14 protein-coding genes are annotated in these 20,592 nt (G+C 67.8%); 9 read left to right on the top strand and 5 right to left on the bottom strand.

All coding sequences use genetic code 11. The features are described 5' to 3' along the window. Nucleotides 1-118 precede the first annotated feature (118 nt). Complete coding sequence (locus tag TX79_RS08705) at nucleotides 119-466, bottom strand: hypothetical protein (protein WP_049927064.1); 348 nt, start codon at nucleotides 464-466, stop codon at nucleotides 119-121. Between the two features lie 142 nt (nucleotides 467-608). Here TX79_RS08705 and TX79_RS08700 point away from each other — a divergent pair, with 142 nt between their 5' ends. Further along, nucleotides 609-989: a hypothetical protein gene (locus tag TX79_RS08700; protein ID WP_049927063.1), complete on the top strand. Its 381-nt coding sequence runs from the start codon at nucleotides 609-611 to the stop codon at nucleotides 987-989. 41 nt (nucleotides 990-1,030) lie between these two features. Here TX79_RS08700 and TX79_RS08695 read toward each other — a convergent pair whose 3' ends face one another. Beyond that, nucleotides 1,031-1,441: a CBS domain-containing protein gene (locus TX79_RS08695; protein WP_049927062.1), complete on the bottom strand. Its 411-nt coding sequence runs from the start codon at nucleotides 1,439-1,441 to the stop codon at nucleotides 1,031-1,033. Between the two features lie 127 nt (nucleotides 1,442-1,568). On the opposite strand from TX79_RS08695, the gene TX79_RS08690 reads away from it, so the two are divergent. The 6 genes from TX79_RS08690 to TX79_RS08665 all read left to right on the top strand — a co-directional run bounded on the left by TX79_RS08690 (nucleotide 1,569) and on the right by TX79_RS08665 (nucleotide 11,683). Then, nucleotides 1,569-2,045: a hypothetical protein gene (locus TX79_RS08690; RefSeq protein ID WP_049927061.1), complete on the top strand. Its 477-nt coding sequence runs from the start codon at nucleotides 1,569-1,571 to the stop codon at nucleotides 2,043-2,045. Nucleotides 2,046-2,123: 78 nt separating this feature from the next. Continuing rightward, nucleotides 2,124-3,773 carry a thiamine pyrophosphate-binding protein gene (locus TX79_RS08685; RefSeq protein ID WP_049927060.1) on the top strand — a complete coding sequence of 550 codons (1,650 nt, stop codon included), beginning with the start codon at nucleotides 2,124-2,126 and terminating at the stop codon, nucleotides 3,771-3,773. A 74-nt stretch (nucleotides 3,774-3,847) separates the two neighbouring features. After that, the gene (locus TX79_RS08680) at nucleotides 3,848-6,160 is read left to right on the top strand and encodes a hypothetical protein (RefSeq protein ID WP_049927059.1); all 2,313 of its coding nucleotides are present in this window, start codon (nucleotides 3,848-3,850) and stop codon (nucleotides 6,158-6,160) included. Continuing rightward, nucleotides 6,153-7,253, top strand: coding sequence for a PD-(D/E)XK nuclease family protein (locus TX79_RS08675; protein WP_081655518.1), 1,101 nt, complete (start codon nucleotides 6,153-6,155; stop codon nucleotides 7,251-7,253). The genes TX79_RS08680 and TX79_RS08675 overlap by 8 nt, the downstream gene beginning before the upstream one ends. 16 nt (nucleotides 7,254-7,269) lie before the next feature. Next, nucleotides 7,270-11,103 carry a UvrD-helicase domain-containing protein gene (locus tag TX79_RS08670; RefSeq protein ID WP_049928331.1) on the top strand — a complete coding sequence of 1,278 codons (3,834 nt, stop codon included), beginning with the start codon at nucleotides 7,270-7,272 and terminating at the stop codon, nucleotides 11,101-11,103. 76 nt (nucleotides 11,104-11,179) lie between these two features. Then, on the top strand, nucleotides 11,180-11,683 hold the full coding sequence (locus tag TX79_RS08665) for an 8-oxo-dGTP diphosphatase (RefSeq protein ID WP_049927058.1): 504 nt from the start codon (nucleotides 11,180-11,182) through the stop codon (nucleotides 11,681-11,683). 140 nt (nucleotides 11,684-11,823) lie between these two features. Here TX79_RS08665 and TX79_RS08660 read toward each other — a convergent pair whose 3' ends face one another. Next, nucleotides 11,824-12,288, bottom strand: a complete 465-nt coding sequence (locus TX79_RS08660; RefSeq protein ID WP_049927057.1) for a GNAT family N-acetyltransferase — start codon at nucleotides 12,286-12,288, stop codon at nucleotides 11,824-11,826. Nucleotides 12,289-12,479: 191 nt separating this feature from the next. After that, on the bottom strand, nucleotides 12,480-13,451 hold the full coding sequence (locus tag TX79_RS08655) for a quinone oxidoreductase family protein (RefSeq protein ID WP_049927056.1): 972 nt from the start codon (nucleotides 13,449-13,451) through the stop codon (nucleotides 12,480-12,482). A 212-nt stretch (nucleotides 13,452-13,663) separates the two neighbouring features. Between TX79_RS08655 and proS the strand changes: the two genes are divergently transcribed. Both proS and gltB read left to right on the top strand, forming a co-directional pair. Continuing rightward, the gene (gene proS, locus TX79_RS08650) at nucleotides 13,664-15,145 is read left to right on the top strand and encodes a proline--tRNA ligase (RefSeq protein ID WP_049927055.1); all 1,482 of its coding nucleotides are present in this window, start codon (nucleotides 13,664-13,666) and stop codon (nucleotides 15,143-15,145) included. Nucleotides 15,146-15,632: 487 nt separating this feature from the next. Continuing rightward, the gene (gltB, locus tag TX79_RS08645) at nucleotides 15,633-20,186 is read left to right on the top strand and encodes a glutamate synthase large subunit (RefSeq protein ID WP_081655517.1); all 4,554 of its coding nucleotides are present in this window, start codon (nucleotides 15,633-15,635) and stop codon (nucleotides 20,184-20,186) included. 34 nt (nucleotides 20,187-20,220) lie between these two features. Here gltB and TX79_RS19850 read toward each other — a convergent pair whose 3' ends face one another. After that, nucleotides 20,221-20,457: a hypothetical protein gene (locus tag TX79_RS19850; RefSeq protein WP_049927053.1), complete on the bottom strand. Its 237-nt coding sequence runs from the start codon at nucleotides 20,455-20,457 to the stop codon at nucleotides 20,221-20,223. Between the last annotated feature and the right edge of the window lie 135 nt (nucleotides 20,458-20,592).

Raw genomic sequence — 20,592 nt, 5'->3', positions numbered from 1 at the left:
CCCCGTTCATAAAAAATGACAACGTTATCGACCGGCCGGTCTCAGGTTACCATCGTTCGACCACGCGAGAGCGTCGTTCGCTCCAGCCACGAAACACCGTATGGCCTCGCGAGGCCGGTCAGTTGTCGCCAGTACTCCCGTCGTCCCCCTCGCCGATCCACGCGGCGATCGCCTCGACGATCACCGGGGCGACGGCGTCGGCGATCCGGTCGGGAGCGTCCGTCAGGTCCCAGACGTAGTCGCCGTTACGGGTGACGGTAACCCACTCGAGGTAGCCGCGGCGCTCGAGTTCCAGCAGCAGGTCCTCGAGCACCGCTCGATCGAGGACGACGCCGTAGTTGTCTTCGAGAGTGGCGGCGATGCCGTCGGTCGTCACGACGATGCGGCCCGTGGACTCCCCGCTGTCGAGCGAGGCTATCGTCGGTCCGCCAGGTGCGGAGGAGGGGGTGGGCGGCTGATCGACCATCTCTGGGCGGACCGTCGGACCGGAGCCCCGTGACCCTCCGCGTGAACGACGACAGCGTTGATATGAGGAACCCCGTGGCTTCGATTCCCGGCGGACGCGGATCGGCAGTACACACAAGACCCGCGGAGTCGAACCGTCGCGTATGCGTGACGATACCACGGCCGACCGGGAGTCGTCGACGGCGGACGACCGCGACCGGCGCGACGATCCGACGGACTCGTTCGACCTCGAGCACTCCGATCGGGTTCGGATCGGCGTGACTCGGGGCGAGAAGGACGCGGAGATCGGGCCGCCGCGGGAGTACCCCGACCGGGCCGACGTAGCCGTACGCCCGGCGGACGACGGGGGACGGATCGTCGTCAGTATCGACGCCATGGCCGGCGATCACGCCCGCGGCCACGCGGACCTGGAACTGACGCCGACGGAGGCCCGTGCGCTGGGCAACCAACTCGACGAGACCGTCCGCTGGATGACGGGAACCGACGAGAAAGGGACGGGCGACGGAATCGGTTCGGGGGATTGACCGACGAGGCTACCGTGGCTGCAGAGCCTGACGAGACCTGTTCAGACCGTCTCCGGACTCGGCGTCTCCGCCCGCGAGAGGTACGCCGCCAGATCGGTCGTCGTGACGATGCCGATCACGCCCTCGTCCTCGTCGACGACGGGGACGTGTTTGAAGCCGTTTTCTACCATCGTATCGGCGACGTCGCGGATGCTCTCCTGGGCCGTGGTCGTCACCACGTCCGTGCTCATGTAGCGTTCGACCGTCGTCTCGGCCTTCGGGTTGCTCTTCGCGACGATGTCGACGAAGTCCGTCGACGTCAGGATCCCCTCGAGGCGGTTTTCCTCGTCGACGACGAGCACCGAACCGACCGCTTCCTCGAGCATCAACTCCGCCGTCTCCTCGACGAGCGCGTCGCGGGAGACCGTCTGCAGATCGGTCGACATGACGCGGGCGACGAAAATGTCCTCCATACGATACCGTACCACACGCCCCATATAAGGGTTGTCGATATCCGTCGGCCGAACGGTCGTGTTGGGTCACCCTGCTGGGACCCAATACAGGGCCAGTAACTAACCCGGTTCGTCGGGGAGGTCCGATATGGGAACGGACGATCGGCGGCCGGCCGACGGATCGTCAGGTGACGACCCCGATTCGGGGTTGGGCGACGCCGTCCCCGGCACCGAGGCCACCACCGGCTACGGGATCACGTTGACGCTGATCGGGGCCGTGTTGCTGGCGCTCGCGTACTACGGTCTCGAGGCGATTCAGGGGGCTCGACAGCTCGGCCAGGCGGTTCCGACGCCGTTCTACGGGCTCGCGGTCGCGGCACTGTTCGTCCTCGAGTTGCTCCAGCGCGGCCGGCTATCGGTGCTAACCATCGCCCGGGGGCTGGTGCTGGCGACGGTCTACGGCGGCCTGTTCGTGCTGGCCGTCGAGGGCGGCGCGTACCTCAGCGAGAATCCTGCCGTCGCACTCGAGGGGTATGCGGGCGTGACCGTCTTCGCCGTCGCCCTCGTGGTCGCGGCAGTCGTCTACGTCGGGTATCTGACCGTGCTCGAGACCGATCGTGGGTGACCCACCTGCTCGTGGGAAGCGAATCGCGAACGTGATCGATCAACCGACAGTTAAGTGTCCGCTCGACGAGCGTCGACTATGCAGGTCAGTCGCGCCGTGATCGACCGGCTACAGGACAACGGGATCGACACCGTCTTCGGAATCCCGGGAACCCAGACGCTGCCGCTGAACGACGCGATTACGGACGCGCCCGGGCTACGGTACGTGATGGCCCGTCACGAGACCGCCGTCACGCACCAAGCCTGGGGATACGCCGAAACCAGCGGCCGCCCCGCCGCGACGCTCGTCGTCCCCGGTCCCGGCGACATGAACGCGATGAACGGGTTGAAAAACGCTCTCAACGACTGCACGCCGCTCGTCCACCTCGCCGTCGAGACCGACCCCGAGATACGCGGCGGCGACGGCATCCACGAGACGCCGCCCGAAACGTACGACACCGTCGTCAAGGAGAACGTCCTCGTCGAGGCCCCCGAACGGACCGCCGTCGTCCTCGAGGAGGCCATCGCGGCCGCCGAGACGCCGCCGAAGGGACCCGTCAGGGTCGGCATCCCGAAGTCGTTCCTCAAGACCGACGTTCCGGTCGCTACGCCGGGCACGTACGACCGGACCCGTCTCGAGGGCGTTCCCGAGGACGACCTCCAGGCGGCGGTGGATCTCCTCGCGTCGGCCGAAGACCCGGTAATCGTCGCCGGCGGGGGCGTCCGAACGGCGGAAGCGAGCGACCACCTCCGGCGTGTCGTCGACCGACTCGACGCGCCCGTCGTGACGACCTACAAGGGCAAGGGCGTCCTCCCCGAGACGGGCGACGCCCCGGTCGCGGGCACCCTCGCCGGCAGTGCCGCGCCGGAACTGCTCGAGTTACTCGCGAGCGCCGACGCGGCGCTGGCCGTCGGAACGGACTTCGACGCCGTCGCCACCAGGGCGTGGTCCGTCGACCTCCCCGAGACGGTGGTCCACGTCACGCTCGAGCCCGACGACCTCGGTACTGGTTACGACGTCGCGGTCGGCATCGTCGCCGACGCCCGCGAGGCACTCGTGGCACTCGAAGAGGGCCTGGCCGATCGTGGTCTCGAGACCGACCCGTCGGTCGCCCGCGACCGGGCACAGGCGGTTCGAACGGCGACGAGCGAGCGTCTCGGGGAGCTTCGCGACGGGTCCCCGCCGCTGACGTCGGTGGCCGCGCTCGAGACGATCCGCGAGGCGCTCCCCGAGGAGGCGATCGTGACCGCCGACGCCGGCGGCTTCCGGGTCTGGGGACTCAACGTCTTCGCGGCCGGCGGCCCGCGGTCGTACGTCAACCCCGGCTCGTGGGCGACGATGGGGACCGGCGTCCCGTCGGGGATCGGCGCTCAGTGTGCCAATCCCGACGCGGACGTCGTCGTGCTGACCGGCGACGGCGGACTCATGATGTGCGTCCACGAACTCCACACGGCCGTCGCCGAGGATCTGCCGATCACGGTCGTCGTCTTCGCCAACGCCGACTACGCGATCATCAGCGACCAGGCCGACCGCGACTACGGCCTCGAGCGCGAGGCCTACGCCTGGCCCGACGCCCCCATCGACTTCACGGCCCTCGCGGAGAGCATGGGGATGGAGACCATCCGGGCGGCCCATCCCGACGAGATCCGTTCGGCACTCGCGGGTGCGCTGGAGACGGACGCGCCCGTTCTGGTCGAGGTACCGACCGATCCCGGAGAACCCCAGGCCAGCGACTGGATGAGCGACTGACAGTCCTCTTCAGTCGTCCACGGCGACCGCCGTACCTTTATAAACGACCGTCGCGCTACAGGGGAGTGTTACGAATGCCGCCAACGGAACCCGCTCTCGAGGGCGTCTGCAAGCTTCTCCCGGCCCCGGAGGACTGCACGTTCGAGGCCCTCGAGCGGGAGTACGCCGCGCTCGCGGCCGAACACGGTCCCCGGAACGTCCTCGTCCTCAAGCGCCATCCCCAGGGGCTCGAGGCCGTCAGCGAGACGCTCGTCGACGCCGGAGCGGGCGAGGGCTCCCCGCGGTCGCCGCAGGTCGAGTCGGTGCCCGAACACGCCTCGAAGGTCATCGAGGAGTTCGACCCGACTCTCGAGCGCCTCGAGTACGAGGAGCGTATCGAACTCATCTCGCTGGTGATCGACGGCACGAGCCGCGAGGTGCCCGCCTACCTCGAACGGGCCGCCGACCACGAGAGCTTCGGCCGCGACGTGGGGCAACTGCTGCTCGAGGCGACTCGTCAGCAGGCGGGCGAGGACGACCTCGAGCGACCGGACGACGCCGAGGAGGAGTCCGTCGCCCGCGACTGCCTCGCCTTCCTCTACGCGATGAACGATCGCTTCCACGCGGAACTGGCCGATCGCGGCTACGTCGAGCGGGCCGACGTGATCCCCCGGGCCGTCGACCTGCTCGAGGCGAACGCCGACGGCCTGCGCGACCGGATCACCGCGTCGTTCGACGCCGTCCTGGCCGTCGAGTTCGAGGAGTTTCGCCGCCTCGATCGGCGCTACCTCGCCGCCCTGACCAGCGACGCCGATCTCGTCTGTCTCGGCGAGCGCCACGCGAGCGTCGAACGCACCCGCGTCGAACCCGGACGGATCGACCGTGTCGTCGCCGACAGTCTCGCGGTCGAACGGCTCGAGGCCGACGAGGTTCTCGAGCGAGCGTCGGGAGACGACACCGGGAGCGAGAGGGGTGGGAACGGCGAACGAACCCGTGACGAACCGTCTCACCGCCCGGTCGCTCGCTTCCTCGCGACGGGTGAACGACCGCTCGAGGAAGGTGCCACCGACGATCAGTCGGGATCGGACGACACCCGCGGGAGCGTCCGTCGTATTCGAGCGCGGACGCCCCGCGAACAGGTACGCGCGGTCGCGACGGAGTTGCAATCACTGCTCGAGCGCCGCGACTGGGGCTACGACGACGTCGCGGTCGTCGTGCCGTCGATCGAACGCGTGCCCGAAACGCGTCGCGGCCTGCGCGAGGCCGGCATCCCGACGGCGACCATCGGGACGCCGTCGCTCGCCGAGGATCCGGCGGTCAACGAACTCTACGCTTACGTGACGCTGCAGGCCGATCGGGAGCGACGCCGGAACAGTCCCGCCGATGTGGACCCGGACGGAGCCCCCTCCGAGGAACCCGAGCGCCACCGGGCCGCCCGCGACCGATTGCGAGCACGGGTGCCCGACTACTCGCCGGACCTGCTCGAGGCGTGTGACGACGCGAGCGTCACTCGGTCGATCGACCGCTGGATCGCACGGACCGACCTGAAAGGCCGGATCGCCGAGGGCGAGGACTGGATCGACGCCCGCGAACAGTTCGACGGCATTCGCCGCGTCCGCGAGATCGCGGACTTCGTCGAGGCGACCGACCTCGTCGCACCGGACTGGCAGGGGTTCCGTCGGATGCTCGAACGGACGATCCGATACGACGCGCCGTACGTCCACAGCGTCGAGACCAGCCCACCGACCGGCGGCGTGACGGTCTGTGCGGCCGCGGACTGCAAGTACGAGCGCCGGCGGGCCGTCTTCCTGCTGGACCTGATCGACGACCGGTATCCGGGCGAGCAGTTCCTGACCCAGCTCTTCCCCGGGGCCTGGCTTCGGGAACTGTCCGGCTACCCTGCGGTCACCGACCCCTCCCGGGAGACGGTCGCGGAGACGTTCGCCACCGCCGACGCCGACGCGGGCGGCGATCCGTTCGCGGCCTACCACGCCCAGCGGGCCAGGCGACGGCTCGCACTCGGCGTACGCGCGGCCACCGACGTCTGTTACTGCTGTTCGTACGAACGGGGCGCGGGCGGACTGCGCCGGACCTACGACGAGTCGCGCTACCTCCGGGAGGTGGCCGCGACGCCGGGCCTCACGCTCGAGTCGGTCGACGCCACTTCCGAGGCGCGAATCCACGGCGACGCGAACGCGATCGACGCCCTCCTCGAGCAGCCACGCGGCGAACTCGAGCGCGTGCTGCGGGAGGCCAGCACCGGCGGTGACGCCGACCTCGCGGAGACGGAGGCGCTCCTCCAGGAGATCGCAGTCGTCCTCGAGGAGGGCGACGTGGACGCGGACCTCGCCGAGGCCGTCCGCTCGCAGTTCGAGTTCGCGGCCGGGGAGGTGATCCGCCGTGAGTGATCGGGCGGAGGCCGACGCTCGAGACGGCCGTTCGCCGGACGACGGGGTGGACGCGATCTCGATCGACGAGATCCGGACCTACCTCCACTGTCCCCGACGGTACGAGTTCGCCCACGTCGACGACCTCGAGGCGACTGACAGCGACGGCGACGCGGATCGGCTCCGAATCCTGCGGCGGGCGATCTGTGCTGCCCTCCGGAGCGACGCCGCGGACGCGGACGCCCTCGCCGAAGTCGCGCTCGAGCGACTGTCGTCGCTGTGGGACGCCCACGACGAGCGCTTTCACTCCGTCGAGCAGCGCCGCCACGAACGGGCCGTCCTCGAGGCGACGGTCGAGGCCTACTGCGACTCGTTCGGCGAGCAACACGCGGCCGGCTGTGCGCGGCTCGAGCGAACCGGCGAGGACGTCGCGCTCATCGGTCCACAACGGCCGCTCTCGCGGCGGGTGTCGCTGCCGGACGTACTGAGCGGGGGGTCCATGGACGGCCGAACAGACGAACGAACGCCTGAGACCGTCCGGATCGACGCGACGGTCGACTACGTCTACGGGGACGGCGACTCGATCGTCGGCGTGCGGTTCGTCCCGACGCTCGCCTCGCTCGGACTCCTCAGATATCGGTCGCGCTGGGAGGGCGACGTCGAGGCGACCTTCACCGACCACTTCGATCCCGAGTCGCCCACCGTCGAATCCGACGTGGCCGCGGCACTCCTCGAAACGAGCATCGTCCTCGAGGGGCTGCGATCCCTGCGAGAGCGACTCGGCCTCGAGGACCGCGAGTGTCGATACGTACAGATCCCGCTGGTCGACCGGTCGAACGCGGCGGTCAACTGGGTTCGCGGCACCGTCGAGACCTCGCTCGAGGCCGTCGACCTCACGGAGCCCTACGTCGACGAGGTCTCGTACGCGATGTCCCAGCAGCACCGCAACGGGACGGTCGACGATCGGCTCGCGACCGTCGCGGGCCGGATCGTCACCGGCCGGTTCGATCCGAGCGACCGCTGGGAGGCGATCGAACGCCACGCTTGCCCGGACTGTGCGTACGCGGTCTGTTGTCCCGAATACGTCGCCTCGGAGGTGCGTTTCGATGGGTGAGGATGGAGACGAAGCGATGGCCGACCGCGGGGCCGACTCGCTGACCCCGGACGGTTCCGAGGAGCCCAAGGGCAACCAGGGTGCGGTCATCGACGGACGGGCGGCCTGTCTCTCCGTCGACGCGGGCGCTGGGACGGGGAAGACGACGACGATGCTCATGCGCCTCGAGCGGGCGATCGAACGAGGTGACGTCGACCCCGACGACGTGCTCGTACTCACGTTCGCGAACGAGGCCGCCGGGAGCATCCGCGAGGCCGTCGCCGAACGGCTCGATCCCGAGACGGCGGCGGCGATCGACGTCTACACCTACCACTCGTTTTGCCACCGGCTGGTCCGGGAGTACGCCTACGCGCTGGGGTACTCGCCGGAGTTCGACGTCGTCACGGATCGCGGACGCCGCCGGATCGTCGGCCGGCTGCTGGCGGAGAACGACTACGGGTTCGCCGCCCCCGTCGCCGGCGAGGACGCGACGACGAATCTGGTCGACCGGGTGGATCGCTTCATCGCCACGATGAGCCGCGAGGACCTGACGCCCGAGACGCTTCGGGAGGGATTGCCCGACGTCCGCACGCTCGAGCTCTGTACCGAGTTCGTCCTCTGGCTCGAACGGCGGGCCGAATCCGCGCTCTCGTTCGACAACGAGGCCCTGCGCTACTTCAACCGCGAGGAACACCTCGAGGCGGCACGGGAGGCGCTCGTCGAGTACGGCACCCTCGTCGAGTTCTGTCGCGAGAAGATCGCCGAGTCGCCCGCCGAGTTCCGGGAGAACGACCTCGTCCGGGACGTCGACCGGTACCTCCGACACCTCCAGACGACCGTCACGAACACCATCGAGACGCTCTCGCTCGAGGAGCCGACGACGAAACACCTCCCGCGGGCGCTGTTCGGGAACCGGATCCACGGCACCGCGACGAACCGGATCGAACAGACGCCCTTCGGCCGGCTGAAACACGCCCTCGAGTTCCTCCGGCTCGCTCGCCACTACACCGACGTCTACGCAGATTACCACGCCCACCTCGAGCGCGAGGGGGCGCTCGACTTCGACGAACTCGTGCGGACGGCGACGGCGCTGGTCGCTGGACCCCGCGCCGGCTCCGGCGGGGACGAAGAAGGCGACGGGGGGACGAGCGATCCGATCGCCGGCGAGGCGATCGCCGAGGAGATCACCAGCCAGTGGTCGCAGGTCTACTGCGACGAGTTCCAGGACACCGACGAGACCCAGTTCGCGCTGATCACGGCGTTGACCGACGGCCCCGACCGGCCGGACCTGCTGGCCATCGGCGACAAGGATCAGGCCATCTACGGCTGGCGCGGTACCGACCGCGAGGGGCTGGATCGGCTCGCCCGGGTCTACGACGACCACGAGTCGATCGAACTCGAGCTCAACTTCCGATCGCGCCAGGAGATCCTCGATCTGACCAACCACTGCGACTACGGTCCCCAGGACTCCAAGACGCTCCGCGAGGAGGGTCGAACGCCCGGTCGCTATTGGTGTGACGAAGAGGAGCGCAGTCCGGACATCGACGCGGACGGTGATCCGAAGCCGCCCGATCGCCTCGTCAAGGTCGAGAGCGACGAAATCGATTCCGAGACGCCCGAGCAGGTCGCGACGACGGTCTCACGGTTGCTCAACGGGCGGGCAGAGAACGTCCCGCAACGGTCGCTCGCCGACCTCGCGGTCATCGTCCGCACGAACGGACAGGCCCGGGCGGTCGCCGACGCCCTCCGCGAACGGCGAATCCCCTTCGAGATTTCGGGCTCGCCGCGGGGCGACCTCTCGCCGGGCATCCGCACCTTGCTGTCGTACCTGCGGGTTCTCGTCGATCCCGAGGCGAGCGTCCACCTCCGCAGGGTCCTCATGTACCGGTATCGCCTCCCGGAATCCGATCTCCGCACCCTCCAGCGGCGGGAGGGGTCGCTGTACGACGCCGTCTTCGACGTCGACCCCGACGCCCTCGAGGCACCCGACCGCCTCGAGTGCGCCCGCGAGCACCTCGAGACGCTCGAGACCCAGCGGGACGTCTATCCGCTCTCGGGGTTCCTGCGGCGCTTCCGCGAGCGAACGCGGATCGAGTGGTTCCTCACGACCGAGGAGCGGGCGGACCTCGACCGCCTCGAGCGGTTCGCGGATCGCTACGGCGGCGAGGCCGAGATCCAGTCGCTGTCCGGCGCGTTCGTCGACGCGCTCGAACGGCTGTTCGCCGGCAGCGGCTCGGACCGAACCCGCGGGACGAAATCCGAAGACTGCGTCGACGTGATGACCGTCCACCAGGCGAAGGGACTGGAGTTCGACACCGTCCTCGTCCCCTACCTCTCCGACGAGGAGTGGTGCGTCGAGGGCGACTACGTCCGCCGCGCCCGCTACCGGCTGCTCGAGGCGACGCTCGCGCCGGAGGTCGACTCGCCGCTGTCGGCCGACCTCGCGACGGAACGCGTCGCCGAGGAGTGGCGGGTCCTCCACGTCGCGCTCACCCGCGCCGCGAACCACCTGTTCGTCTTCGGGTCGGCGTACGACTACGACGGCGACGAGGGGGAACTGGCAACCTCGACCGCCGAAGACTGTCTCGCCGACGCCCTCGAGTGGTCCGTGACCGGCCAGCGGATGGACCTGTGGTCGTCGCTGACTGCGAGTTTCGACCGGGTCCGCGAGACCTACCCCGACAGCGTCGCCGACCGCACGGACGAGATCGGTGACGCCGCCGGACTGACGCCGGGTCGGATCACCTACTACGCCGACTACGGGGAGCGGACGGTCGAACCGCTCGAGACCCGCGAGGCCATCGAGACGGTCCACCGACTCGGACGACTGCTGCGCGAGGGCACCTTGCTTCCGGCTGCGGACGCAGCCGACCATCTTCCCGAAAGCACCACGGAGGAAGCGGGCGAGTCGATTTCGGCACCGACTGGCCGCTCGCTCTCGGCGCTGTCCACCGAGACCGTCCGGTTCCCCGTCGACTCGCTCTCGAGCGCGACCGACCTCCCCGTCGCCATGCGTCACAGCTACTCCGCGCTCGAGACCTTCGAGACCTGTCCGCGGAAACACTACCTCGAGCACGTCGTCCGGGCGATCGACGACCCCCTACGACAGGATGGCGCGACCCATCCGGACGCCGCGCTCGAGGACGCCGACCCCGACGCGTCGGCGCGGCTGGTCGGCACGCTCTTTCACGACGTCGCCGAGGAGGCGTTCCACCGGGAGTATCGAACCCGCGAGGAGTGGCGCGAGGCCGCCACCAGACAGCTCACCGCTCGCGGGCTGACGGCCTACCGCGAACCCGTCCTCGCGTGTATCGATCGCTACTTCGAGGCCGCCGCGCCGGGCATCGATCGACCGGTCGCCGAGTGGGAGCCGCTGGCCGCCGAACTCCCCTTCGCGCTCGAGGCGGTGACCGACGTCACAGGCGACGTAGTTGGCTACGTCGACTCGGTGCGACGGCTCCCCGGGGCGGCGACGTTCACCGGCGACGCACGCGGACCGCCGGCCGAGCCCGGCGGACTGGTCGTCCTCGATTACAAGGCGACGAGCGGCCGGATCGAGCCCGCGGAAGCTGTGCAACTCTCGCTGTACGTCCGCGCCTGCAGGGATCGGTTCGACGAGCCGATCGAGGCGGTGGGCTACGTCTACGTCGGCGACGTCGACGGTCCGCGGGTCGACCTGTTCGATCCCGACGCGTTACCCGCCTGGGACGCCGTCCGCGAGACGCTCGCCGCCGTCGACGATCCGTCCTACGCCGAGACGAACCCCGGCGACCACTGCCGATTCTGTCCGCACCGCTCGCTCGGCTGCGCTCCCGGGGAGTACGCCGTGGAACGGGGAGCCGACGAAATCGACGCCGCGGGCGACGACTGACGGGAAGCGCGCTCGAGGCCGATCCACCGCCCGTCCGTTCCGAGGCGTTTTTGCCCGCTCGAGCGAACGCACGGGCATGATCGAGGCGACGCTGTGTTTCCCGCTTCGCCGCCACGCGGACGCGGGCGACGAGGTGTTGCTGATCGAGAAACGCCGCGGCCTCGGCGAGGGCTGGTACAACGGTCCCGGCGGCAAACTCGAGGACGGCGAGACGCCGCGGGAGTGTGCCGTCCGCGAGACCCGCGAGGAAGTCGGCCTCCAGGCCGATCCGGGCGCGCTCGAGAAGGCCGGCGAACTCACCTTCCTGCTCGACGGCGAGGTCCACACCTTCTGTCACGTCTTCCGGACGACCGAGTTCGACGGGGAGCCGCGACCGTCCGACGAGGCCCGCCCCGAGTGGGTTCGGGTCGACGACGTCCCCTACGATCGGATGTGGGAGGACGACCGAATCTGGCTCCCCGCCGTGCTCGAGGGCGACACCGTGGCCGGCGAGTTCGCGTTCAGGGGCGGCGAACCGCTCGACGAGGCCGAGTTCGTCTCGCACGACCTCGAGTGGGACGTCTCGTTCGACGGCGAGTAGACGTGGATCGTTCCGATCACCACCGTCCGCTGATCGAACGACGGAAGGTCTGTCGGGATCGGTAGATATCTGAACGTACCCAGTAGCGAGCGCGTCACTCTCGTGTCCGAGAACGCCGGGTGAGGCCGGCGGGCCGGCCGCTACAGTGACTGCACGTATTCCACCTGTTTCGGTCGGAACTCCGTCTCGCGGTAGAACCGTCGCGCATCTTCGTTCTGCCATTCACACGATACCTTGAGGTGATCGCACCCTCTGTCTCGAGCCATCTCCGTGACGCGTTCGACGACCGCCGTGCCGTGACCACGATTTCGTCGGTCGTCGTCGATGTAGAGGTCCACGATGCGGAGGTAGTCAGAATACTGGCGGAACGGGTGACGGCCCTCCCGGAGAATGACGTAGCCGATGGTCTCGTTCTCGTGGACGACGAGATAGTCGGTGACGTCTTCGGCCTCGAGGTGATTTCGGAAGCCGTCCGGAGGGACGTCGTCGACGCTCGCGTAGGCGAGTCGGTTCAGTTCGTCGTACGCCTCCATCGACGTCGCGAGGGAGTACCACCGTTCGATCAGGGCGTCGAGATCGTCCGCCGTGGCTTCCACGAGTTCCATACCTTGCGTCCCGACGGACCGCTAATAATGTCTTCCACGGTGTGGTGGGAGATGACACTGAGCGGAACGCAGTTCGCGCGGACGGATCCGCCAGCCGATCGATTATCGCCGACGCCTCCTCCGCTGTGGCAGATCGTCTGCAGGAAACACCGGGGACTGCTCGAGGACGTCCCGTGGCGAACCGTCCCGGACTACGGCTTCAGAACCACCTTGCCGGAACTCTTGCGGTCCTCGATGTACTGGTGAGCCGCGGCCGCGTCCTCGAGTCCGAACGACTCGCCGAGGATCACCTCGAGGTCGCCGTTCGTCAGCCCCTCGGTCAGGTCGGGGACGGCCGCCATGACCCTGTTCGGATCGTGGTAGGAGGCCTGCCCGAGGTGGAACCCTTTGACGGTCTTGTTCTCGAACAGCAGGCGGCGGTTCTCGACCTCGGCGGGGACCCCGCTGGCGACGCCGTAGGTGACCATCCGACCGAAGTGGCCCAGTGCGTCGAGGCTGCGTTCGAAGACGTCGTCGCCGACGCTCTCTAGGACGAGGTCGACCCCCTCACCGTCGGTTTCCTCCTCGATCACGTCACGGAAGTCGGTCTCGGTGTAGTTGATCGGGTGGTCACAGCCCAGGTCGGCGGCGAGGTCGAGCTTCTCCTGGGTGCTCGCGGTGCCGAAGACCTCCGCGCCCGCGTTCGAGGCCAACTGAACGGCGGCCGTCCCGACGCCGCCCGCGGCGGCCTGAATCAGCACCGATTCGTCCTCCTCGAGTTCGCCCCAGCCGAACAGACAGCAGTGGGCGGTGAGAAACTGGACGGGAAAGCCCGCGGCCTCCTCGAAGCTCATCCCTTCCGGGATGGGGAACAGCATCTGTGCGTTCGCGGTCGCGTATTCGGCGTAGCCGCCGGTGTTCAGCATGGCGACGACGCGGTCGCCCTCCTCGAGACCGACGCCGTCGCCGGTCGCGTCGATCGTTCCCGCCGCCTCCATGCCGGGTACGTAGGGCGCGTCGGGTCCACCCGGATAGACGCCGCGTCGTTGCATGATGTCCGCGAAGTTGATCCCCGCGGCCTCGACCTCGATGCGGACTTCGCCCGCGCGGGGTTCGGGGCGGTCGGTTTCGACGACCTCGAGTCGGTCGCTGTCGCCGTACTCGGGTACCTGGATCGCCTTCATGTCGTTATCATGTGTGATACGGGCGCATAAAATCCCGAGAACCGCATGAAACCCACTCGCCGTTGGTGGTTTTCGATCGCGCGATCCCGAATCGTACGCGGCGGCGACGGGCGACCGTCGATAGGCCGTGAGTGGCCACGTCCCGATCGGCCCGTCGAATTCGGCGTGGGCCTTCGCATGGTTTAAGACTGCGCTGGCAGAGTGTCGAACTAATGAGTTCGGAGAGCCAGGAACTCGGGATCACCGAGTCGAAATCGCACAGGCCCGGCGAGTGGTACGCCGAAGTCGTCCAGAAGGCCGGCCTCGCGGACTACGCGCCGATGGGCGGGTTCATCGTCACCAAGCCCCGGGGCTACGCCCTCTGGGAGCGCATCCAGGACGCGCTGGACGGCTGGTTCAAGGAGACCGGCGTCGACAACGTCTACTTCCCGATGTTCATCCCCGAGTCCTTCTTGGAGCGCGAGAAGGACATCGTCGAAGGGTTCGACCCCGAGGTCGCGTGGGTGACCCAGGGCGGCCACGAGGAACTCGAGGAGCGACTGGCCGTCCGTCCCACGAGCGAATCGATCATCGCGCCCTTCATGGCCGACTGGACGCGCAGCCACCGCGACCTGCCGTTGCGGGTCAACCAGTGGTGCTCCGTGGTGCGGTGGGAGGCCACCGAGACCAAGCCCTTCTTCCGCACCAAGGAGTTCATGTGGCAGGAGGGCCACACCGCCCATGCGACGAGCGAGGGCGCGTGGGAAGAGGTCTGGACCCGGCTCTCGCAGTACGAACGCGTCTACGAGGAGGTCCTGGCGATCCCGGTGCTGCGCGGGAAGAAGCCCGAACACGACAAGTTCCCCGGCGCGGACACGACGACGACCGTCGAGGCGTTGATGCCCGACGGCAAGTCCGTCCAGGGCGGCACCAGCCACCACCTCGGGCAGTCCTTCGCCGAAGCGTTCGACATCACCTTCGTCGACGAGGACGAGGAGGAAAAGACCGCCTACACCACCTCGTGGGGGCTCTCCTGGCGGGCGCTCGGCGCGCTCATCATGACCCACTCGGACGATCAGGGGCTCGTCTTACCGCCGACCATCGCGCCCACGCAGGTCGTCGTCGTCCCCATCTGGCAGGAAGATACCAAGGAGGACGTCCTCGAGTACTCCGAGGACGTCGCCGAGGAACTCGAGGAGGCGGGCTTCCGCGTCGAACTCGACGACCGCGACGAACGGAATCCCGGCTTCAAGTTCAACGAGCACGAACTCAACGGTGTTCCCCTCCGCCTCGAGATCGGCCCCAACGAGGTCGCGGACGAGGAGGTCACGCTCGTCCACCGCCCCGACAACGAGCAGTCCGTCGCCGACCGCGCGACCATCGTCGACACCGTCGACGAACACCTCGAGGAGATCTTCGACAAACTGTACGAGACCGCCGAGGAGAACTTAGAGGAGAACATCCGCGAGGCCCACAGTCCCGAGGAGATCATGGGCACGATCGGCCAGCACGGCGGCTACGTCAAGACCCCGTGGTGTGGCGACGAGGCCTGCGAGGAAGCCATCAAGGAGAAGGTCGCCGCCGAGATCGTCATGCAACCCCTCGAGGACGAGGGCGGGGAAAGCGGCGGCGAAGTCCCCGAACCCGAACGCGACGAGTGTGGCGTCTGTGGCGATCCCGCCGACGAAATCGCGTACTTCGCGAAGTCGTACTGAGGGGGAGTCCTTCTCGCTCGAGTCGCTCGCGACCGTCGGACGGCCATCGATTCCGGCCGGCAGGTCGGTGGTCCCGGACGGAGCTATGCACGGATCATGGGTATCAGTAGTGACAGAACTCGTGACCGCTGACACTGTAAACACGCCGTGAACAGCATTCAGGACGAACCGCAAGTCTCACGGGGAATCGCGGCAACCTAATCGTTTAACCCAAGATTGCTTACCGCTGGGGAATGAACCGAACGTGTGGTGTTCACTCTGCCGGGGTGAGCACTACGTGCCTCTGACATTCTGCTCTTTCGTTGTGCGGTTCGAAGCGCCAAAACCGTCCGTTCGCTGGCGAATCCTTCCGAGAACTGTCCGATACCGACAACTCGAGCGGCACGATTCGTACGGAACCCCACACCTTAAATTCGATTATATGGGTACATAATACACTTAGTCATTATTGGACAGCCTCATATAGGGGATCGCGCTAGGTGCGTGTATGTCACAGCCACACCGAGCGTCATCCACCGAGCGTTCCCGGGGACTCGCGAACCCCGAGGACGAGCGGTCGAACTGTGGCGTCGGCGTCGTGATGGATCTCGACGGCGGAGCCAGTCACGATGTCGTCGCCGACGGTCTCGAACTCCTTCGCAACCTCGAGCACCGCGGGACGACCGGCGCGGAGAAAGACACCGGCGACGGGGCCGGGATCATGCTCCAGATTCCGGACGATTTCTTCGCCGACGTGCTCGATACTGCGCTCCCCGAGACCTACGCGATCGGATCGATCTTCTTCCCGCAGGACGAAGACGCACGAGCGGAACTGATCTCGCTGGCCGAGGATACCTTCGCGACCTACGATCTGGACGTACTCGAGTGGCGGTCGGTTCCGACGAACAACGAGGAGCTGGGCGAGACGGCCGTCGAATCGGAACCGGACGTCCGACAGGTCGTCGTCGCCCCCGAAGACGACGTTTCGGGCGACGACTTCGACCGCCGACTCTACGTGGCTCGACGCGCCCTCGAGAACGCCGTCGAAGACGCCGACATCGAGAACAAAGAGCGGTTCTACGTCGTCTCGCTCGACTCCGATACCGTCGTCTACAAGGGTCTGCTCAAGGGCGTGCAGGTCCCAGCCTACTACCCCGACCTCACCGACGAGCGGATCGAATCCAACTTCGTGATGGTCCACGAGCGGTTCTCGACCAACACGCTCGGCGCGTGGCACCTCGCACATCCCTACCGCAACATCATCCACAACGGCGAGTTCAACACCATCCAGGGCAACATCAACTGGATGCGGGCCCGCGAGACCGATCTCGAGAGCGACGTGCTCTCCGATCTCGAGGCGGTCAAGCCGATCATCGACGACCCCGACCAGTCGGACACGGCGAGCGTCGACAACGCCCTCGAACTGCTGATGCAGGACGGCCGGGACCTCGCACACGCGCTGCGAATGCTCATTCCCGAGGCCTGGCGCGGCGACGACGAGATGGACGCCGAGCGCAAGGACTGGTACGACTTCCACGCGTCGCTGGTCGAGCCGTGGGATGGACCCGCGCTGGTCGCGGCGACCGACGGCGAGCGCATCGGTGCTGTCCTCGACCGCAACGGCCTGCGGCCCTGCCGGTACGACGTCACCACCGACAACCGACTCATCATGGCCAGCGAGGCCGGTGCCCTCGACACCGACCCCGCCGACATCGAGGAACGCGGTCGCCTCCAGCCGGGACAACTGTTCCTCGCCGATCCCGAGGAGGGGCGCGTGATCCCCGACGACGAGGTGTTCGACGACCTCGTGGACGACCGCTACGGCGAGTGGATCGAGCAAGAGCAAGTCCACCTCGAGGACGTCTGTTCGACGACCGACAACACCCCTCGCGGCGAGGTCGACGGACTGCGCTCGCATCAGGCCGCCTTCGGCTACCGCCACGACGAACTCGAGAACCTCATCGAGCCGATGACCCAGAAGGGGAAAGACCCAGTCGGCTCGATGGGCGACGACACGCCCCTCTCGGTGCTCACCGAGTTCAACCGCCCGCTGTTTTCCTACTTCAAGCAGCTGTTCGCACAGGTCACCAACCCGCCGCTCGACTACATCCGGGAGGAACTCGTCACGTCGATGGAATCGCGACTCGGATTCCAGCGCAACCTGCTCGACGAGTCCCCCCAGCACGCCCGACAGCTCGTGCTCGACTCCCCCATCCTCACGGACGCCGAACTCGAGGCGATCCGCGACTGTACTGCCAACGGGATCACGGCGGCGACGATCGACATCACCTACGAGCCCGAACGCGACGAACCCGGCGAGGACCTCCGGGCGGCGATCGAACGCGTCCGCGAGGACGTCGTCGAAGCGATCGAGCAAGGGGGCCACGACATCATCGTCCTTTCCGATCGAAACGTCGACGAGGACCGCGTCGCCATCCCGAGTCTGCTCGCGACTGGCGGCGTTCATCATCACCTCGTTCGCAACGGGCTGCGCAACCACGTCGGCCTCGTCGTCGAGTCCGGCGAACCCCGGACCGTCCACCACTTCGCGACCCTCGTGGGATACGGTGCCGGCGCAGTCAACCCGTACCTCGCCTACCAGACGATCGAGGACCTGACGGCCGGCCCCGACGGTGCGGATACGTCGGTCGCGATCGACGCCTACGTCGGCGCGGTCGAGGACGGTCTGCTGAAGATCATGGCCAAGATGGGCATCTCGACGGTCGAGAGCTATCAGGGAGCCCAGATCTTCGAGGCCGTCGGCCTCGAGTCGGACCTCGTCGCGGAGTACTTCGAGGGGACCGAGAACCGCACCGAGGGGATCGGCCTCGCGGAGATCGAGGAGGATCTGCGCGAACGCCACGAGACGGCCTTCAGCGAGCGAGAGGCCGACCTCGCCCGCCACGGCGAGTTCGAACACCGCTCGGACGGCATCCATCACCAGTGGAACCCCGACACCGTCGGCGCGCTCCAGCAGGCGGTCCGCTCGAACGACTACGAGCGCTACAAGGAGTTCGCGGCGAAGATCAACGATCAGAACCAGACCCTCCAGACCCTGCGTGGCCTCCTCGAGTTCGACTCCGACCGGGAGCCGATCCCGCTCGAGGAGGTCGAACCGATCGGCGACATCGTCGAGCGGTTCTCGACGGCCGCGATGAGCCTGGGGTCGATCTCCCCCGAGGCCCACGAGAACAACTCGATCGCGATGAACCGGCTGGGCGGGAAGTCCAACTCCGGCGAGGGTGGCGAGCCGCCGGAACGGTTCGGCACCGAGAAGGAGTGTAACGTCAAGCAGGTCGCCTCGGGCCGGTTCGGCGTCACCTCGACGTACCTCTCGAACGCCGAGGAGTTGCAGATCAAGATGGCCCAGGGCTCAAAGCCCGGCGAAGGTGGTCACCTCCCCGGCTCGAAGGTCAACGAGATGATCGCCCACGTCCGCAAGTCGACGCCCGGCGTCGGCCTCATCTCGCCGCCGCCGCTGCACGACATCTACTCGATCGAGGACCTCAAACAGCTGATCTTCGACCTCAAGGCCGCGAACGAGGACGCGGACATCAACGTCAAGCTGGTCTCCGAGGCCGGCATCGGCACCGTCGCCGCCGGCGTCGCGAAGGCCAACGCCGACGTGGTCCACATCTCGGGCCACTCCGGCGGGACGGGCGCGTCGCCGCGCACCTCGATCAAGAGCGCCGGCCTCCCCTGGGAACTCGGCCTCGCCGAGGCCAACCAGATGCTCTGTCGGACCGGCCTCCGCGACCGCATCCGGGTCTCCGCCGACGGCGGGATGAAGACCGGCCGCGACGTCGCGGTCGCCGCCCTGCTGGGCGCTGAAGAGTACGTCTTCGGTACCGCCGCCTTGGTGACCTCCGGCTGCGTCATGGCCCGGATCTGCCACACCAACAACTGCCCGGTCGGCGTCGCGACCCAGCAGGAGAAGCTCCGCAACCGGTTCCCGGGCGAACCCGACCACGTCATCAACTACATGACGTTCATCGCGCAGGAACTGCGCGAGATCATGGCCGAACTCGGCTTCCGCACCGTCGACGAGATGATCGGCCAGGTCGACGTCTTGGAGCAGCGCGACGACGTCGACCACCCGAAGGCCCGCAACGTCGATCTCTCGGAAGTGCTCGCCGACCCCGGCAGCGACGTCCGCCGCAAGATCCGCGAGCAGGACCACGAACTCGAGGACCAGCTCGATCGCGATCTGATCGCGGCCGCGGCCGACGCCATCGAGGACCAGGAACCGGTGAACCTCGACGCCGAGGTCACCAACGTCGACCGCACCGTCGGCGCGATGCTCTCGAACCGCATCACCAGCCGTTACGGCGAGCCCGGTCTCCCCGAGGACACCATCACCGTCGACCTCGAGGGCACCGCCGGCCAGAGCTTCGGCGCGTTCCTCGCCAGCGGCGTCTCGATGCACCTCGACGGGAGCGCCAACGACTACGTCGGCAAAGGCCTCTCCGGCGGCAAGATCACGATCCGCACGCCGGAGACGGCCAGCTACGACCCGACGGAGAACGTCGCCATCGGCAACGTCGCACTCTACGGGGCTACGGGCGGACAACTGTACGTCAACGGCGTGGCCGGCGAACGGTTCGCCGTCCGTAACTCCGGCGCGAAGGCCGTCGTCGAGGGCGTCGGCGACCACGGCTGCGAGTACATGACCGGTGGCGTCGTCGCCGTCCTCGGCGAGACGGGCAAGAACTTCGCCGCGGGGATGAGCGGCGGCGTCGCCTACGTCTACGACCCCGACGACGAGTTCGAACGCCGCGCGAACACCGGGATGGTCTCGCTGTACGACGACCTCGAGGAGAAAGACGAACAGATGCTGCGCCGACTCGTCGAGAACCACGTCGCCTACACCGGCTCCGAGCGGGGCGAGCGCCTGCTCGCAAACTGGGAGCGCGCGCTCGAGTGTTTCGTCAAGGTGATGCCCGAAGCCTACCACGAGGCGATCACCGAGCAGGGGAGCGACGACGTCCGCAACGAACTGCCCGAGGCACCCGGTACCGAGGCCGGCACCGAGACGACCAGTTTCGCCGCGAGCGACGACTGATCGGCACCGGCGTTTTCTCGCGGTGGTACGTCGATCAGTCGCGATTCACGTACGAGATGCCGTAGATAATCAGCGCCGCGTTGAGCGCGATCAGGACGACGGCAAGCAGCCGTCCGCTGTTTCTGACGTCGCCGTCGCGGGTCACGACGACGGCCAGCGCACCCACGCCGAGCACCAGTGCGACCGCCAGCAGTCGATCGAAGCGCGGATCGTACTCGAGCGCAGCCAGCTTCGCAGCCGATCGATCCGTCGCCGGCGACGGTCGAGGCACCGTTCTCGTTGGGGTCGTCCGCCGACACCGACCGGGGACCGAACGTGCCCAGGGCGTCGACGTCGACTCGAGCGCGCGATCGAACCGAAACTAACGGCGACCACGAACAGACCCAGCACGGCGACGGTCGATCCC

This window comes from Halopiger goleimassiliensis (assembly GCF_000455345.1).
GTDB classification, from domain to species: Archaea; Halobacteriota; Halobacteria; order Halobacteriales; family Natrialbaceae; genus Halopiger_A; species Halopiger_A goleimassiliensis.
This window is presented reverse-complemented; position numbering and strand designations above follow the sequence as displayed.

Excerpts from the sequence above, each read along its gene's own strand:
- TX79_RS08700 (WP_049927063.1), top strand. The coding sequence starts at position 609 with ATGCGTGACGATACCACGGCCGACCGGGAGTCGTCGACGGCGGACGAC.
- TX79_RS08680 (WP_049927059.1), top strand. The coding sequence starts at position 3,848 with ATGCCGCCAACGGAACCCGCTCTCGAGGGCGTCTGCAAGCTTCTCCCG.
- TX79_RS08670 (WP_049928331.1), top strand. The coding sequence starts at position 7,270 with ATGGCCGACCGCGGGGCCGACTCGCTGACCCCGGACGGTTCCGAGGAG.
- TX79_RS08655 (WP_049927056.1), bottom strand. The coding sequence starts at position 13,451 with ATGAAGGCGATCCAGGTACCCGAGTACGGCGACAGCGACCGACTCGAG.
- TX79_RS08695 (WP_049927062.1), bottom strand. The coding sequence starts at position 1,441 with ATGGAGGACATTTTCGTCGCCCGCGTCATGTCGACCGATCTGCAGACG.
- TX79_RS08685 (WP_049927060.1), top strand. The coding sequence starts at position 2,124 with ATGCAGGTCAGTCGCGCCGTGATCGACCGGCTACAGGACAACGGGATC.
- TX79_RS08665 (WP_049927058.1), top strand. The coding sequence starts at position 11,180 with ATGATCGAGGCGACGCTGTGTTTCCCGCTTCGCCGCCACGCGGACGCG.
- gltB (WP_081655517.1), top strand. The coding sequence starts at position 15,633 with ATGTCACAGCCACACCGAGCGTCATCCACCGAGCGTTCCCGGGGACTC.
- TX79_RS08705 (WP_049927064.1), bottom strand. The coding sequence starts at position 466 with ATGGTCGATCAGCCGCCCACCCCCTCCTCCGCACCTGGCGGACCGACG.
- proS (WP_049927055.1), top strand. The coding sequence starts at position 13,664 with ATGAGTTCGGAGAGCCAGGAACTCGGGATCACCGAGTCGAAATCGCAC.
- TX79_RS08660 (WP_049927057.1), bottom strand. The coding sequence starts at position 12,288 with ATGGAACTCGTGGAAGCCACGGCGGACGATCTCGACGCCCTGATCGAA.
- TX79_RS08690 (WP_049927061.1), top strand. The coding sequence starts at position 1,569 with ATGGGAACGGACGATCGGCGGCCGGCCGACGGATCGTCAGGTGACGAC.